Raw genomic sequence first — 17,103 nt, forward strand, 5'->3', positions numbered from 1 at the left:
AAAGTTAAAATCATAATGGAAAGTTTAAAATTATAAGGAGAAAGAGGAGAAATAAGTGGCAGATTTTATTAAAGAAATAGAAAAAAGAAGAACTTTTGCTATAATATCTCACCCGGATGCGGGTAAAACTACACTTACAGAAAAACTCCTATTATATGGAGGAGCAATTCGTGAAGCTGGATCTGTTAAAGCTAGAAGAGCAGCTAAGCATGCTGTATCGGATTGGATGGAAATAGAGAAGCAGAGAGGAATTTCTGTTACATCATCTGTTATGCAATTCAATTATGCGAATCACTGTATAAATATATTAGATACTCCTGGACACCAAGACTTCAGTGAAGATACATATAGAACATTAATGGCTGCTGATAGTGCTGTTATGGTACTTGATGGAGCTAAAGGGGTTGAGGATCAAACAAGAAAGTTATTTCATGTTTGTAGCTTAAGAGAGATACCTATTTTTACTTTTGTAAACAAGATGGATAGAGAAACAAAGGATGCTTTTGATTTATTAGAAGAATTAGAAAGTGAGTTAGGAATAAAATCCTATCCAATGAATTGGCCCATAGGCTGTGGAGCTGATTTTAAAGGTGTATATGATAGAGAAAAAAAACAAATATTAGTTTTCCAAGGTGGAAACCATGGTCAAAGCGCAGTAAATATAGTAGAAGGTTCTTTAGAGGATGAAAACATTAAAGAACTAATCGGAGAAGATTTACATGAAAAATTAGTTGAGGAATTAGAACTTTTAGATGAAGCTGGAGAAGAATTTGATATAGAAAAAATTGAAAATGGGGAACTTACGCCAGTATTTTTCGGTAGTGCATTAACTAACTTTGGTGTAGAACCATTTTTAAGAGAATTTTTAAGACTTACTCCACCACCTCTTTCAAGAAATTCGGATATAGGAAAAATTGACGTTTTAAATGAAGATTTTTCAGCTTTCGTATTTAAGATACAAGCAAATATGAATAAAGCACATAGAGATAGAATAGCATTTATGAGAATTTGTTCTGGTAAATTCACTAAAGGCATGGAAATATATCATGTTCAGCAGGGCAAAAAAATTAAATTAGCTCAACCACAACAATTTTTAGCAGAAGAAAGAGAAATAGTGGATGAAGCTTATGCAGGAGATATAATTGGGGTATTTGACCCAGGTATATTTGGAATAGGTGATACACTATGTCCTGCATCTAATAAGTTTAAATTTGAAGGCATCCCAACATTTGCACCAGAACACTTTGCAAGAGTAAGAACTGTAGATACTATGAAGAGAAAGCAGTTTATAAAAGGAATAACTCAAATTGCACAAGAAGGGGCTATACAAGTATTTAAAGAACTTCATATAGGAGTAGAAGAGATAATTGTAGGAGTTGTAGGTGTGCTTCAATTTGAAGTTTTAGAATACAGATTAAAGAATGAATATAATGTTGATATAAAAATGGAAAGATTGGCGTTTAGAAATATAAGATGGATTGAAAAAATAGAAGGAATGCCGGAAAATTTAAGTGTAACAAGTGATACAAAGGTAGTAAAAGACTTAAAAGACAATGACTTATTATTATTTACAAGTGATTGGGGAATAAGCTGGGCACTTGATCATAATAAAGGACTTGTACTATCTGATATAGGAAAAAGTGGAGAATAATGTTGCTGTGCAACATTATTCTCCACTTTTTCTATTAAAACTAAACATATCAGCATCAGGGCTGCTATTATATAAAATAAGATCTTTTATAATTTGTGCGCCTAAGAGACTAGAGCAAATTTCGTTTCTATCAGAGCCTGGATTGAAATAGCATTTAGGAAAGTCAGGGTGTTCTCCAATGTATGGAAGACTATCCTTTGTTTCGCACCAGGTTCTAGACCAAAAATAATCTATCTTTAAATCACTTATGTAAGGAAGTATAGTCTTTAGTTTTTCAAGTATACTAAAGGCTTGATTTTCCATACTTATTGTGGAGTCATTGATGTTATTTAAGTTGTAATCAAAGTCTCCGGCTATAATTCTATTATCAGCACTAGGCCTTATATAAAAATAAGGAAACTTTGATTCACGTACTAAACAGCTATTATACCAACTACTATAATTATAATTAGTTAAAGGAGTAGTTGCTATAGAGCAAGCTGTTTTTAATTTTATAAGAGAGTTATCTTTAATTAGATTATAGGCTGTATAACCATTAGCAAATACAATTTTTTTGCAATTGATATGAAAATCATTGCTTGTATTGACCTTTATGCTATTTGAATAATAATCATAGTTTAATACAGAGGTATTTTCATATATTTTTGTGTTTTTTAAGGCGGCTGCTTTCAAAAGGACATGACAAAATTTAAAAGGATCAAGTATGCAATCGTAATTCTTTGAATATATGCCATAAGGGTATGCAATAGAAAACTTATCTTCTATTTGATTTTGGGACAGATATTCTATGGTAAAATCAAATTTTTTTCTTAGTTCAAATTCTTTTTTTATATTGTTTTCAGAATCAGGATTACTACATAAGTATATGCTATCCATCCTTTTAAATTCACAATACTGTTTTATATTATAAAGTATATTTTCAATATCATCGATGGATTTTTGATACAGTTTATAAGCTCTTACAGCTTTTTCTTCGCCTATAAGATCAATAAGTTTATATAATTCTGTACCTGAATCATATTGCAAAATACAAGGATTAGCTGCAGTATTGCCATGAGCTATTAAATTTTTCTCAATCAAAATTGTATTTATGTTGTATTGCGAAAGATAATAGGCAGTTAAACATCCTGATATGCCGCCACCTATAACTACAACATCACATTTTTGATTAGAAGTTAAAGAAGGATACTTCTTATAACCTTTGTTTATAGAGTTCCAGTATGTATTTTCACAAGTTAATATCATAATATATGCTACTCTAAGCAGCCTTCACTCCTCTCAAAATAGACTTAAACTCATGAAACTAAAGTAAAGCTTCATGAGTTTAAAGGTCACATTGACTTTCTTTTTCCAAATAAAGCATCTATGACAAAAACAACTAAGGCGAAAACAAGTAAAAAGTTTATTACGCTTCCACCAATTCTAAATATTAAACCAATCAACCAAAATAAAAGGATAACTCCTCCTACCCATCTAAGAAAATTCATGTTAAACCCTCCATTAATTTTATATATATTATTATTAACAAGTTTTTAGGTATTTATCCGATGGCTAGCAATTCTGAATAAATAGTATTTGTTGCGGATTTGTATCGATACATTTGCAAGAAAATTGTATTTAAATATAATTAATAAATATATGAAAAAGCTAATGGAGGTGATTATGTTGGAAAATAAACACAGAGATTTGAGACTAAGTTCAACAGGAATAAACGATATTATCCAGGTGGGAATGATGGCGGCTATAACATATGTGGCTACAGTTATGTTTCATATTCCATCATTTATGGGAGTAGTTCATTTAGGAGATAGTATGATATTTTTAGCAGCTATTTTGTTAGGGAAGAGGAAAGCGGCAGCTTCATCAGCTATTGGAATGGCTTTATTTGATATTTTAACTGGTTATGGTCATTGGGCGCCATTTACTTTTGTAATAAAAGGAGTAATGGGTTACATTGCAGGAAGTATTGCTTATAGAAAAGGACAGGATGGAAAAAATATATGGAATAATTTATTTGCATTTTCTATTGCAGGTATTTTTATGATTGCGGCTTATTATTTAAGTGGAGTAGTTATGGCAAGATTTATTTTACTGAAAACAGCTACTTTAAATCAAGCATTTATTTTAGCAATAAAAGATATACCAGGAAATATATCTCAAGTAGTTGCAGGTATCATTATAGGTTTACCATTAAGTATAACTTTAAAAAAAGCATTAAAAAGAGCTAATATATCTTTATAATTAGAAATAGGATTATATACTTAGAAATTTAAATAAAATTATTTTTGTAGGCTTGCTGCCAATTGTACATTAATACCAATTTAAATTTAGCTTGAAATGGAGATTATATTCCATTACAAAGGAGTTAAAATTATGGGTATGTAGAGTATAATTGCAGCAAGCTTTTTATATAAGAATTTAAACTGGAAGAAATTTTATTTTTATTGTAGAATGATATTAGGAAATAAAAGTAACAATTTAAATTCTGTGGGAAAGTGAGATTTTATGAATAAATATTACACTGATTTTAAAAGTGGGGATTTTGAAGAAAAGTATTTAAAATTGAAAGACGAATTTGAAACTTATCAGAATTTTGCTGAAAGCACTATTCAAATTATTAGTGAAAAAAATGCAAAATTAGAAAAGAAACTAGATTCAATGACTAATATAGTGGAAATCAGTAAATATATAAATTCATATCTTAGTAAAAAAAATTTAATTCCTATGATAAATGATATGATAATTGGAATATTAGGAGCTACTTATTCGTCTATTTATTTAATGAGTGATAATGAATTAGTTATAAAGGCTACTAATCATAAAGATAAAATGTTTAAATTTTATAATGAAGAATTTTATAAAGAATTAATAAATGAGAATCCGTTTATTATGAATTCTAAAACACCATTGTTTGGTAGGAATTCACAAAGTAGTGATATACATTCATTGATAGGAGTACCAATAGGGCTAAGAGAAAAATTTATAGGATATATTATAGTTGAACATGCCCTAAATAATTTTTTTGATCATGAACATATAACATTTATATCTACAATAGCTAACCAGATAGCTATTGCCTTAGAAAATAATGCTCTATATAATCAGATAAGAGAAAATTCCATAAGAGACCCATTACTCAGAATATATAACAGAAAATATTTTTTTGATATATTGGAAAATAAATTAAAGGAAAATGCTAACAGAGAGTTTGCTATAGTAATGATAGATTTGGATAATTTTAAAAAAACTAATGATAGATATGGACATCAATTTGGTGATGAAGTTTTAATGCAAACAACAGAGATTATACAGAACAATGTAGGAAAGCATGACATTGTTTCTAGATACGGTGGGGAAGAAATAGTAATATATATAAAGACGGGTAAAGATCTAGAGGCGGTTTATAAAAAAGTAGACAATATAAGATTAAATATTAGTGAAAATGTTATTACATATGGTAATATAAAAGTTGTAATTACAGCAAGTTTTGGTATTAGCTATTATCCAAAGGATGGAGAAAATTTACAAGATGTAATAAGTATTGCTGATGCTAGATTGTATGCGGCTAAAAAAATTGGTAAAAATAAAGTTGTGAATAAATAAAGACGATGCAATTCATCGTCTTTTTGAATAATATATAATAAATAGGAATTTAAGGGTTGGGATGTATGAATAAAAAAAAATTAACAAGTCTTTTAAAAAGGCAGGAAGGCGTTAAATTAGATTTTAAGCAGGAAATAGATTTAAACACTGAAAGTGGAAAAAAAGAATTTGCAAAAGATATTTGTGCATTGGCTAATTCAAGAGGTGGAAGAGGTTATCTGATTATAGGAATTGAGGATAAAACAAAGAGAGTAATAGGGGTAGATAGGTTGTCTTTTACTGAAGAGCAAATACAGCAAATTGTAAGTTCAAGATGTGATCCACCAATTCCAATATCTTTAGAGTGTATAGACTATGAAAATAAAAAGGTAGCGGTAATTACAATATATCAAAGTAGTCAAAAACCGTATCAATTTAGAGAAAATGGAGCTTTTTATATTAGACGTGGCTCAACAACAGATACAATGAGAAAACAGGAATTAATTTCTTCTTTCCAAGAAAATATGAATTTGAATATAGAGCTTACTCCTATTGTAAAGAGTAGTATCAATAGCTTGGAATTTAAGTTAGTAGATAAATATTTTATGCTTCATGGAATAGATATAAATGATGAAAATAGAGTATCTTTTATGGAAAATACTAGAATGATATTTTTGGATGAAGAAGAAAAAGAATATTATGCAACATTAGGAGGATTATTAGTATTTTCAAGAAGTAATTATTTATATATGCCTAATAATATGATTAGAATAGTTAATAAGGTAAATAAAGAGCTGGATGAAATAATAATAATTCAAGGGGATTTACTTTCGGTAATTGATAAAAGTGAAGAATATTTATTGAAAATTCTCACACCTTATTATCCTTATAGAGCTGTTTATGAAGCAATAAAGAACGCCGTTTTATATAGGGATTATACTATTGTTGATAAAGAGATTGAAGTTGTTATAGATTACAATAGTGTAAGAGTTATAAGTCCTGGTATATTGATAAAGAATGATAAAAATGGTTTTTCTCATAACTATATAAAAAGGAATATGTGGATTTATGAAAAGTTAATAACATTAGATGATAATAAAAGGTTTGCTCAATCTGGAAGAGGATTTACAAGAATGAAAAAAGCATTTAAGAAATATGGTAAGGTAATGTTTGTAAATTCTTTAAAGGAAAATAATTTTAAAGTTATTTTTCCGGGAATAAATACCTTTATATGAATAAATTTTAAATGATAACTGGAGAATATTGAAAGAAAATTTAGAATATTATATAATAAATTAAGGATATTTTTATAAAATTTTAAAAGGGAGTGGTTAACATGCTACATGTTTTTTGTGACAAGAAAGGTTCAGGTAAAACTAAAGCTTTAATCCAATCCGCAAATGAAAAAATCAATATGTCTAAAGGAAATATAGTTTATATTGATGATGATAGCAGACACATACTCCAGTTAGATAGAAGAATTAGATTTATTTCAACAGATGAGTTTGAGTTAAAAAATTATAGCAATTTTTATGGTTTTTTGTGTGGTATTCTTTCAGAAGACTATGATGTTAGTACTATATACGTTGATGGATTGCTTAACATTGTAGATGGAAGTGTTGAAGATACTGCACATTTATTTTATGATATGGAAAAGTTAGCTCACAAACATAATGTTGATTTCTATCTAAATATAAGTATTGAAAAGGATATCATGCCTGATTTTATTAAAAAATATGTCGCATAGTTAATTATCAAGTATATTGCTGCATACAGAACAGTCAGTGTTTGTATGCAGTCTTTACATAGTGTAAGAAAAGTGCGAAGCACTTTTCTTACAGTCCCTAGTCGCCAATCACCAATCTCCAGCATAAAGAAAAAAGATAAAAATAATTAGATAAACTTAAGGATAGATCATATATACTTTTAAGGCTATTTTGATTTATTTTAATTTTAGTTTTGCATAGCAAAACGTCCTTCTCTGGGGATTGGGGATTGGCGACTGGGACATAGAATAAAATTGTTTCACAATTTTATTCTATGCTTGCATTTATAAAAAATTATGTATATAATAATACGTAAATTGCAATATCTTAAAGATAATGATGGAAAGAAGTAGTTGTGTAAATCATAAAGAGAGCTAGTGGTTGGTGGAAACTAGTTGAGAAGCATAGTGAAATACATTCCTGAATCTTAGGCTGAAAAGCATGAATGCTTAGTAGGTTGTTACGGAAGTCCCTACGTTATAGGGGAAAAAGTGGAAATGTTTCATGCATTTCAATTTGGGTGGTACCACGGAAAAATTCGTCCCTTTATATCTTAGATATAAAGGGATTTTTTATTTACAAAAATTAATATATTTACTGGGGACTGGTTAATAGTACCTGGTTACTGAAAAAGAGGAGGACATAAAAATGAAAAATGTATTTGATACTTTAGTTGAACGTGGATACATTAAACAAACTACACACGAAGAAGAAATAAGAGAATTATTAGGGAAAGAAAAAATAACATTTTATATAGGATTTGACCCCACTGCAGATAGTCTTCATGTAGGACATTTTATTGCAATGATGTTTATGTCTCATATGCAAAAGGCTGGACACAGACCCATAGCTTTAGTTGGTGGTGGAACAGCTATGATTGGTGATCCTAGTGGCAAGACTGATATGAGAAAAATGCTTACAAAAGAACAAATTCAACACAATGTAGATTCTATAAAAGAGCAGCTTTCAAAATTTATAGATTTTAGTGATGATAAAGCTATACTAGTTAATAATGGAGATTGGCTTTTAAACCTGAATTATGTAGAATTCATAAGAGATATTGGAATACATTTCTCAGTAAATAGAATGCTTACAGCAGAATGTTTCAAACAAAGATTAGAAAAAGGATTATCTTTCTTAGAGTTTAACTATATGTTAATGCAGGGATATGATTTCTATGAATTAAATAAAAGATATGGCTGTGTAATGCAATTAGGTGGAGATGATCAATGGTCTAATATGATTGCAGGTATGGATCTTATAAGAAGAAAAGAGCAAAAATCAGCTTATGCAATGACTTGTACATTATTAACTAATAGTGAAGGTAAAAAAATGGGTAAAACAGAAAATGGAGCTTTATGGCTTGATCCTGAAAAAACTTCTCCATATGACTTTTATCAATACTGGAGAAATGTAAATGATGCTGATGTGGAAAAATGCTTATCATTACTTACTTTCTTACCAATAGATGAAGTTAAAAGACTTGCAAGCCTTCAAGATGCGGCGATAAATGAAGCTAAAAAGACTTTAGCATATGAGGTTACAAAATTAGTACATGGTGAAGAAGAAGCTAGAAAAGCTCAAGAAGCAGCAGAGGCATTATTTGGGGGCGGCATAGACATGAGCAACGTTCCAACTGTTGAAATTACAAAAGATATGGTAGGTTCTTCAATACTTGATATACTTTTAAGTGGAAAAGTAATTCCATCTAAGAAAGAAGGCAGAAGATTAATTGAACAAGGTGGACTTTCAGTTAATGATGAAAAAGTAGAAGATCCAAATGCTGTTCTTTCACAGGAAGATTTTAAAGATGAAATGGTTCTTATAAAGAAAGGTAAGAAAAAATACTACAAAATAGTATTAAAATAAGAATGTTGAAATTAAAAAACGTATAATTATAGAAAATGTCTAAAGTTAGGCATTTTCTTTTGTTTTATAGGAAAAAATTTTGTATAATAACGAGGAGAGGCTAAAAATAGTATAGATATATTTATTTATAACGATAAATAATAATGTAAGTACCTGGTACCATATAAAAAGGGGAGTGAAATTTGTGGCTGGTATTTGGAATATAAATAGTGCATATAATGTAAATTCAAAGAGGATTCATAAAAAGTTATCCTTTGAGCTAGGAGAAAAATTTACAGCAAGAATCATTAATTTAGATAAGCTTTCCGGCGAAGCAATACTAAAACTTCTAGATGGGTGGCAATTTTCAGCTAATATAAAAGAGTCAATAAATTTCACACCAAATGGACTAGTAAAATTTGAAGTAGATGGATACGAAGATGGAAAACTTATTCTTAAACTGTTAAATAGTGAGGGTGAAGGTGAAACACAAAATTTATTAAGCGATATTTTAGAAGAACAAGGACTAAAGGTTAAAAAAGAAGATTATGCTCTTTTAGAAAAAATGCTTAAATCAAAAATGCCGTTAACTAAAGAGAATATTTCTAAAGTTAAGACCTTATTAGATTTTCAAAATAAAATTCTTCAAGACAGTTCGGAAGAGGAAAGTTTTATTTTAAAATATGTTAGTAACAAGGGTATTGACATAAATAGTGCAAAAGGACAAAATATAAAAGATACATTGAAAGGTTTTTTTGCAGAATTTAAAAATTTAAGTTCAGAAGATTTATTTACATTAATAGAGAATGATATTAAGTTAACAAAAGATAATATTATAAGTTTCAATAAAATAGTGAAAGAGCCTATGTCTTTATATAATGAAATAATGGATTTAGAAACTAGTGTTAATAATGAATTTAGTAATGAGCTTAATGATAAAATTAATAATAAGCTTAGTAATGAACTTAGCAATAAGCTTATTAATGAAATTAGTAATGAATTAAATAGTAGAGTTAACTGTAAAGAAATTGAACAAGGGATTAAAGGTGAAACGACTTTTGTTAAGGATACAGTAGATATAGATGAAGAGAAAAATAATGGAGAAACTACTTTAAACAGCACTGAAAAAAGTACCGAAAATACCACTGAAAGTAGTTCTTTGAAAAGAAATTCCTACATCCAAAAGGCATACAATTTAAATGATTCTAGAGAAATAGATGGGAAAGAGATGTTAAAAAAATTGTTAGAAATAGATTCTTCAGAAGAGGTTGCTGAAAATTTAAAGGGTGAAATTTTGGAAGACGGTACTGAGGTTAAAAATCAGGTTATAAATAAACAAAGTTCAGAAAAGCTAAATAATAATTTGCAAAAAAATGAAAATATAAAAAAAGAAGTTGAAGTTATAGGGCTTGAGAAGGGAAATGTGGATATTCCTCATAAGATTAAAGAAGAAATAAGAGAGAAAACTAATGAAATGAGAAATTTAATAAAACAAGCTATTAATGAAAATAATAGTGAAAAACCTGAAGTGTTTAGCAAGATAGTGCAAACGTTACATAGCAAGATGAATGATTTCAAAGTTTTTAACTCTATATCAAATCAATATTATTATTTAGATGTTCCCTTAAATATAAATGAAAGAGAATATCCTTGTAAGCTTATTATTAAGGATGAAAGAAATAAAGGTAAAAAGATTGATTCCAGTAATGTAAAATTGGTGGCTTCAGTTAAAACTATAAACATGGGGATTATAGATGCATACATCAAAGTGCTAAATAAAAATATAAATATTGATATTAAGTGTGAAAAAGACTGGATAAAGGTATTAGAATTAGGCAAAGAAGGAATAATAAACAAATTGAATGATATGGGATATGTGTCAAATGTGAAGGTTGACGAAAAGATTGTAGAATCCAATATAGTTGAATGTAGAGATTTCTTTGAAGATAATGAGCTTACAAGAATAAATTTAAAGGTTTAGAAAGTAATATGGTGATAGAAAATGAAGGATGATAAAAGAAAAAAAGCTGCTGCATTAAAATATGAAATGAATTATGAAGCACCTATGGTTACGGCAGCAGGAATGGGTGTTGTAGCAGATAAGATTATTGAAGAGGCTGAAAAAAGCCAGGTTCCAGTAGTTTATAATAAAGAGTTAGCAGAACTATTAACAAATGTAGATGTAGGAAGCAATATACCAGCAGAATTATATGAGGCAGTAGCTGAAGTGATAGCATATGTAATGGATGTTGATAAATTGGCAGATGGAAGGTGATAGAAATGGGACTTTATGCAATATCGGATTTACATTTAGCCTTTACCTGTGACAAACCAATGGATGTGTTTGGAGAAAAGTGGTATAAGCATGATGAAAAAATAAAGGATAACTGGATTAATAAGATTGAAGAAAATGATATAGTTTTAATAGCAGGAGACATATCGTGGTCTATGAAGATGGAAGACGGTATGAAAGACCTTGAATGGATTCATAGTCTTCCAGGAAAAAAAATTATATCTAAAGGTAATCATGATTATTGGTGGGGAAGTATAAAAAAACTTAATTCACTTTATGAGGATATAAATTTTATTCAAAACAACTTTTCCACATATGAGGACTATGCCATATGTGGAACTAGAGGCTGGAATCCACCTGTGCAAGATAGATATTCAGAACAAGATAAAAAAATATATAGTAGAGAAAAAATCAGGTTGAAGCTTTCTTTGGATAGTGCTGTAAAAGCAGGGTATAAAAAGATAATAGTTATGGTTCACTTTCCACCAGTTAATGATAGATTTGAGGAATCAGATTTTACACAAATATTTAAAGAATATGGAGTAGAAAAAGTTATATATGGGCATTTGCATGGACCTTCATTAAAAAAGGTTTATGAAGGTGAACATGATGGAATAGAATATATAGTTACTTCTTGTGATTATATAAATTTTGACCCAATAAAAATACTGTAAAATAAGAGCTGGAATATGTTTCTAGCTCTTATTTTACAGTATTTTTATTTACCAAATATTGAAGAAAAGAAGCCCTTTTTTTTCTTATCAGAAATATTTTCAATACTATTTTCTTTAGCAGTATGTTCAGATTTAGTTTCTTTTATCAAGTCTTTTTGGTCACGAGCAAGCTCTTTTAAGCGTTTATTTATGCTAGGTGTAGTTATAACCTTACTGAACCATATCATTGCTTCATCCAGATTATCAGTACGTCTGCTTAATTCACCAATCAGATACATAGTAGTGTATCTGTCCATACCGTATATAGGAAAATCTTCATTGAAGTAGGCATCATTAAAGCCTTTTAGAGCTTCTTTAAGATAAGCTTTCTCAGTTTGTGAATCTTCTATTAATCTGCACATCCAAGCTAGTTTTAAGCAGTTCATAGCTTTTTTGCTGGCTTTTGCATCACTATAGAAGTAATTAAGAAGAGAAAGCTTATAGCGCTCTATAGCGGCATACGCATCATAAGGTACTTTATATTCTCTGCCTTTCCATTTAGGTGTAATATTTTCTTTTACCAAATCTATTTGAAAGTTTCGAATTTTTTCAAAGTCAGCTTTCATTGCCGCATATCCACAATTATTACAAAGCCAAACATCATAAAAATATGGGTTTATAAGGTCATACCTGATAAAAAAGTCAGTATCTTTATCTTTCATCCTGTAAGATGAAGTTTTAATTGCTTTAACAGTAAAAATTTCACCGCATACTGGGCATGTTAATTTTTTATCATACAAGTAATCTTTATCTTTTTCTTTTTTTTCCTCTTGTAGGGAGGTACTGTCAGTTTGAGATTCATCTTTGCCATAAAGATCTATGGTTTCTATGTTGTTAAAGCCAAGGCGATCTAATCCAGAAAAAATATCTTTACTCACGTAATCACTCCAAATATCAGTTATCATTATATAATTAATTATATCAAAGAAATTAAGAAAAAACATTGATTTTGGAAAAAAATCGTTTATATATAGTATAATTATGTATTATAATATATTGTAAAGTACCTGAATTAAGTTTGATTTTATAAAGACTTTAAAAAAAGAAGGTGAAGTATATGGCGGTTAGAGAGTGGAAAAAATTTCTTATACCTTACGATCAGGCGGTAGAAGAATTAAAGGTAAAGTTTAAAAGTATAAGACGAGAATATAGAAAAAAAAATGAAAATTCACCTATTGAATTTGTAACGGGCAGAGTTAAAGAATTATCAAGCATACTGGAAAAAGCTAATAAATTTAATATTCCTATAGATAGGATAGAATATGAATTAGAAGATATAGCAGGAATAAGAGTAATGTGTCAATTTGTGGACGATATTTATAGAGTAGTAAAATTAATAAGACAAAGAAAAGATATGCAGATAATGTATGAAAAAGATTATATTACTGATGTAAAGGCAAGTGGATATAGAAGTTATCACATAGTAATAAAATACCCTGTAAATATGGCTGATGGTGTTAAGGAAATATTGGCAGAATTTCAAATAAGAACTCTGGCTATGAACTTTTGGGCTACGGTTGAGCACTCTTTAAATTATAAATATAAGCATCGAATACCAGAACATATAAAAGACAAGCTTAAAGGAGCAGCAGATGCGGCATTCAAATTAGACCAAGAAATGCTTGAAATAAAAGATGAAATTATGGATGCACAAAAGTTGTTTGAAGTAAAATCAAGCTTAGTATCACATATAATGAATAACATATTTACTATATTTTCTTCTGGAAGAAGTATTGAAGCGTCTAATTTTAGAAATCAATTAAATAAACTTATTTCAGAAGGAGAAACTTATGAACTTGATAAGCTTTTAGAAGCTACGGAAAGAAGTATTAAAATGTATAAATAAAAAGAAGTTTAGCCGTATGCAACGGCTAAACTTCTTTTTATTTTGCTACTATATTAACAAGTCTTCCCTTAACAACTATTACTTTTAAAATATTTTTACCTTCTAAAAAGCTTTGGATAGTTTCTTCTTTAAGGGCTATTTCTTTTATTTCATCATCAGAAAGATTAGTAGGAATATTTATTCTAGCTCTAATTTTTCCGCTTATTTGAATAGCTATTTCAACTTCTTCTTTAATTAATGCTTTAGAATCGAATATTGGCCAAGTTTCATTAAAGACTGAAAAGTTTTTACCTAAAAGTTCCCAATGTTCTTCAGCAAAATGAGGAGCAAAAGGAGCTAAAAGTTTGATATAGTCTGATGCTGTTTCTTCTAAGAAAGCAATATTCTTATTCTTTTCATCATTTAAATATTTAGATAATGAATTTGTAAATTCCATCATTCTTGCAATAGCTGTATTGAACTGGAACTTTTCAATATCTTCTGTAACGTGTTGAATAGCATAATGTCTAGCATAGTTTAAATCTTTCTCTGCTTTATCCATTGAAGTTCTTGTATTTTCTTTGTTAGACAATTCGTTGCTACATTCTTCTAATAGTCTTTCAGCTCTATCTACAAATCTTGCCATAGATTTTATTCCATCATCACTCCAAGCTCCACCTTCAGAATAGGCAAATCCAAACATTAGATACATTCTAAATACATCTGCACCATATTCCTTGATATAGTCATCTGGAGCAATAGTGTTTCCTTTTGATTTACTCATCTTAAGACCATCCGGTCCAAGTATGAGACCTTGATGAGTAAGAGAAGTAAAAGGTTCGTCAAAGTTTAAATAACCCATATCACGAAGAGCTTTTGTTATAAATCTAGCATATAGCAAGTGCATACAAGCATGTTCAGGACCACCTACATATTTATCAACTGGAAGCATAGCATTTACTTTATCAACATCAAAAGCTTTTTCTTCATTTTTACTGTCAACATATCTTAGATAGTACCATGAAGAGCATACAAAAGTATCTAGAGTATCAGATTCTCTTACTGCATGACCTCCACATTTTGGACATGTTGTATTTAGGAAAGCTTCACTTTTAGAAAGTGGTGATTTACCGTCTGGAGTAAATTCAATGTCATAAGGAAGCTCTACTGGAAGTTGTTCTTCAGGTACTGCTACTGTTCCACATTTTTCACAATGAACTATTGGAATAGGTGCACCCCAATATCTTTGTCTTGAAACAAGCCAGTCACGAAGTCTAAAGTTTACTTTCCATCTTCCAAGACTATTTCCTTCTAATTTCTTAACTATAGCTTCTTTAGCTTCTTCAGTAGTAAGACTGTCAAATTCTCCACTGTTTACTAGTTTACCGTATTCAGTAAATGGTAGAGAATCATCACTTCCATCTTTGCTTGTAATAACTCTTTCTATTGGTAGATTGAATTTTGTAGCAAATTCAAAATCACGTTCGTCATGAGCAGGAACTGCCATTACACATCCAGTACCGTATGTTGCAAGTACGTAGTCACCAACCCATATAGGAACTCTTTTTCCGTTAATAGGGTTTATTGCGTATGAACCTGTAAATACTCCTGTTTTTTCTCTGGATATTGATTGTCTTTCTATATCAGATTGCTTTGCAGCTTCAACTTTATAATCTTCAACTATTGCTTTATTTTCTTCAGTTGTCAATTGATCAACGAAAGGGCTTTCAGGTGCTAAAACAACATAAGTAACACCGTTTAAAGTATCTACTCTTGTTGTAAATACATCAAAGCTGATATCTGAGTTTTCAACTTTAAATGTTACTTCTGCACCTTTAGATTTTCCAATCCAATGTTTTTGCATTGATTTAGTTTTTTCAGGCCAATCTAAACTATCTATTTTTTCTAATAATTCGTCTGCATAATCAGTTATTTTTAAGAACCATTGAGTTAATGCTTTTTTCTCAACTTCTGAACTACATCTTTCACATTGTCCGTCTATAACTTGCTCATTGGCAAGAACTGTATTACAGCTAGGACACCAGTTTACAGGAGCATTTTTTCTATAAGCAAGTCCTTTTTCATATAATTTTAAGAATACCCATTGAGTCCATTTATAATAATCAGGAAGGCAAGTAATAACTTCATGATCCCAGTTGAACATAGCTCCCATAGCTTTTAATTGTTCTTCCATATTTTTTATGTTTTGAATTGTAGAATCATGTGGATGGATTCCTGTTTTTATAGCATAGTTTTCAGCAGGAAGTCCGAAAGCATCAAATCCCATTGGTTGAAATACATTGTAACCCTGCATTTTCTTAAATCTTGCCCAAGAATCAGTAGGTCCATAGTTGAACCAATGTCCAGCATGAAGTTTTGCACCTGATGGATATGAGAACATTTCAAGTACATATAATTTTTCGCCTTTACCATTTTCATCAAATTTGTGAAGACCTGATTCTTCCCATTTAGTCTGCCACTTTTTATCTATTGATGTTCCATAATTTGACATTAAAAATCAACCTCCTTTTTTATTACACAGTAAATAAAATTTATATATTGATTTAAACTTAAAAATAAAAAACCTTCGTCTCAAAAACAAGAGACGAAAGTTATAATTCCGCGGTACCACTCTAATTAGGCATAAAGCCTCACTTTTAAATATAACGGTTTAACCGTATCTGTTTTAACAGATAAGCTCAAAGGTAAGTTCATATTTTATCAATACTGTCTTGCAGCAAACGACAGCTCTCTTTGATCGAATCAAATATTACTACTCCTTGTCAAAGCTATGCAAAATATTATTCTTTTGCGTCTAATTATAGATTAAATAAGAAATGCTGTCAAGATATTATCTTTTTACAATTTCGTAAGGCCAATTGTCTATTCCGCCTAGATTATATACATCAGCATATCCTAAATCATCCAATATTTTAGCTGCTGTTGAAGAACGTACACCTCTTTGACAGTAAATAATAATCTTTGTAGATTTAGGAATATTTTTGCTTTGAACTTCATTTTTAAATATATTTAGAGGAATGTTTACACTTGTTGGAATTCTTCCTTGAGAATACTCTTCTGGAGTTCTGACATCTATGATAATCATAGGTGTTGAAGTGCTTATCAAATCATGGACGTCTGATGGAGAAATGTTTTTATAAGCTACTGCAGTACTTGGAAGTATAAATCCAAACATAACAAATAATGATATAAATACGGACATTATTTTTTTAAAAGAAAATTTTTTGGTCTTCATAAATACTACCTCCTAGTATGAATTGTTCTTGGGTAGTTTGCACTATAATATGAAAATTTATACAAATAATAATACATGTGCAAAAAATTAATAATAGAAATAGGAAAATACATCACAGTGTATTTATAAAAAATTACTTGTGAGAGTAATTTTAACAAACAATACAGAA

15 protein-coding genes and 2 other annotated features are annotated in these 17,103 nt (G+C 29.5%); of the genes, 10 read left to right on the forward strand and 5 right to left on the reverse strand.

Translation table 11 applies throughout. The features are described from left to right. Positions 1-55 precede the first annotated feature (55 nt). Positions 56-1,651, forward strand: coding sequence for a peptide chain release factor 3 (locus OIO11_RS16690; protein WP_268072606.1), 1,596 nt, complete (start codon positions 56-58; stop codon positions 1,649-1,651). Positions 1,652-1,666: 15 nt separating this feature from the next. On the opposite strand, the gene OIO11_RS16695 is transcribed toward OIO11_RS16690, so the two are convergent. Both OIO11_RS16695 and OIO11_RS16700 read right to left on the reverse strand, forming a co-directional pair. Continuing rightward, positions 1,667-2,896 (reverse strand): NAD(P)/FAD-dependent oxidoreductase, encoded by a 1,230-nt coding sequence (locus tag OIO11_RS16695; protein WP_268072607.1) that lies wholly within the window; start codon positions 2,894-2,896, stop codon positions 1,667-1,669. Positions 2,897-2,982: 86 nt separating this feature from the next. Then, entirely contained in the window at positions 2,983-3,138 is a 156-nt protein-coding gene (locus OIO11_RS16700) for a DUF5670 family protein (RefSeq protein WP_268072608.1), read from the reverse strand. Between the two features lie 175 nt (positions 3,139-3,313). On the opposite strand from OIO11_RS16700, the gene OIO11_RS16705 reads away from it, so the two are divergent. The 8 genes from OIO11_RS16705 to OIO11_RS16740 all read left to right on the forward strand — a co-directional run bounded on the left by OIO11_RS16705 (position 3,314) and on the right by OIO11_RS16740 (position 11,814). Further along, positions 3,314-3,892 (forward strand): ECF transporter S component, encoded by a 579-nt coding sequence (locus tag OIO11_RS16705; RefSeq protein ID WP_268072609.1) that lies wholly within the window; start codon positions 3,314-3,316, stop codon positions 3,890-3,892. 264 nt (positions 3,893-4,156) lie between these two features. Next, complete coding sequence (locus tag OIO11_RS16710; protein ID WP_268072610.1) at positions 4,157-5,254, forward strand: sensor domain-containing diguanylate cyclase; 1,098 nt, start codon at positions 4,157-4,159, stop codon at positions 5,252-5,254. A 65-nt stretch (positions 5,255-5,319) separates the two neighbouring features. Then, complete coding sequence (locus OIO11_RS16715) at positions 5,320-6,468, forward strand: AlbA family DNA-binding domain-containing protein (protein ID WP_268072611.1); 1,149 nt, start codon at positions 5,320-5,322, stop codon at positions 6,466-6,468. 101 nt (positions 6,469-6,569) lie between these two features. Further along, on the forward strand, positions 6,570-6,980 hold the full coding sequence (locus OIO11_RS16720) for a hypothetical protein (protein ID WP_268072613.1): 411 nt from the start codon (positions 6,570-6,572) through the stop codon (positions 6,978-6,980). 346 nt (positions 6,981-7,326) lie between these two features. Further along, positions 7,327-7,548, forward strand: a binding site (T-box leader). A 99-nt stretch (positions 7,549-7,647) separates the two neighbouring features. Then, a complete protein-coding gene (gene tyrS / locus OIO11_RS16725) occupies positions 7,648-8,868 on the forward strand; it encodes a tyrosine--tRNA ligase (RefSeq protein ID WP_268072614.1) in 1,221 nt (406 codons plus the stop codon). Positions 8,869-9,052: 184 nt separating this feature from the next. After that, positions 9,053-10,828, forward strand: coding sequence for a hypothetical protein (locus tag OIO11_RS16730; RefSeq protein ID WP_268072615.1), 1,776 nt, complete (start codon positions 9,053-9,055; stop codon positions 10,826-10,828). Positions 10,829-10,849: 21 nt separating this feature from the next. Then, the gene (locus OIO11_RS16735; RefSeq protein WP_268072616.1) at positions 10,850-11,122 is read left to right on the forward strand and encodes an EscU/YscU/HrcU family type III secretion system export apparatus switch protein; all 273 of its coding nucleotides are present in this window, start codon (positions 10,850-10,852) and stop codon (positions 11,120-11,122) included. A gap of 5 nt (positions 11,123-11,127) precedes the next feature. Further along, a complete protein-coding gene (locus OIO11_RS16740; protein ID WP_268072617.1) occupies positions 11,128-11,814 on the forward strand; it encodes a metallophosphoesterase in 687 nt (228 codons plus the stop codon). Positions 11,815-11,858: 44 nt separating this feature from the next. On the opposite strand, the gene OIO11_RS16745 is transcribed toward OIO11_RS16740, so the two are convergent. Continuing rightward, positions 11,859-12,731, reverse strand: coding sequence for a DUF2225 domain-containing protein (locus OIO11_RS16745; protein ID WP_268072619.1), 873 nt, complete (start codon positions 12,729-12,731; stop codon positions 11,859-11,861). A 179-nt stretch (positions 12,732-12,910) separates the two neighbouring features. Here OIO11_RS16745 and OIO11_RS16750 point away from each other — a divergent pair, with 179 nt between their 5' ends. Continuing rightward, positions 12,911-13,699 carry a GTP pyrophosphokinase gene (locus tag OIO11_RS16750; RefSeq protein WP_268072620.1) on the forward strand — a complete coding sequence of 263 codons (789 nt, stop codon included), beginning with the start codon at positions 12,911-12,913 and terminating at the stop codon, positions 13,697-13,699. A 37-nt stretch (positions 13,700-13,736) separates the two neighbouring features. On the opposite strand, the gene leuS is transcribed toward OIO11_RS16750, so the two are convergent. After that, on the reverse strand, positions 13,737-16,190 hold the full coding sequence (gene leuS / locus OIO11_RS16755; protein WP_268072621.1) for a leucine--tRNA ligase: 2,454 nt from the start codon (positions 16,188-16,190) through the stop codon (positions 13,737-13,739). An 86-nt stretch (positions 16,191-16,276) separates the two neighbouring features. Continuing rightward, positions 16,277-16,474 (reverse strand) — a binding site (T-box leader). Between the two features lie 55 nt (positions 16,475-16,529). Next, positions 16,530-16,934, reverse strand: a complete 405-nt coding sequence (locus tag OIO11_RS16760) for a rhodanese-like domain-containing protein (protein ID WP_268072622.1) — start codon at positions 16,932-16,934, stop codon at positions 16,530-16,532. Positions 16,935-17,103: the final 169 nt, after the last annotated feature.

Source organism: Clostridium sp. ZS2-4 (genome assembly GCF_026719745.1).
Lineage (GTDB): Bacteria > Bacillota > Clostridia > Clostridiales > Clostridiaceae > Clostridium_H.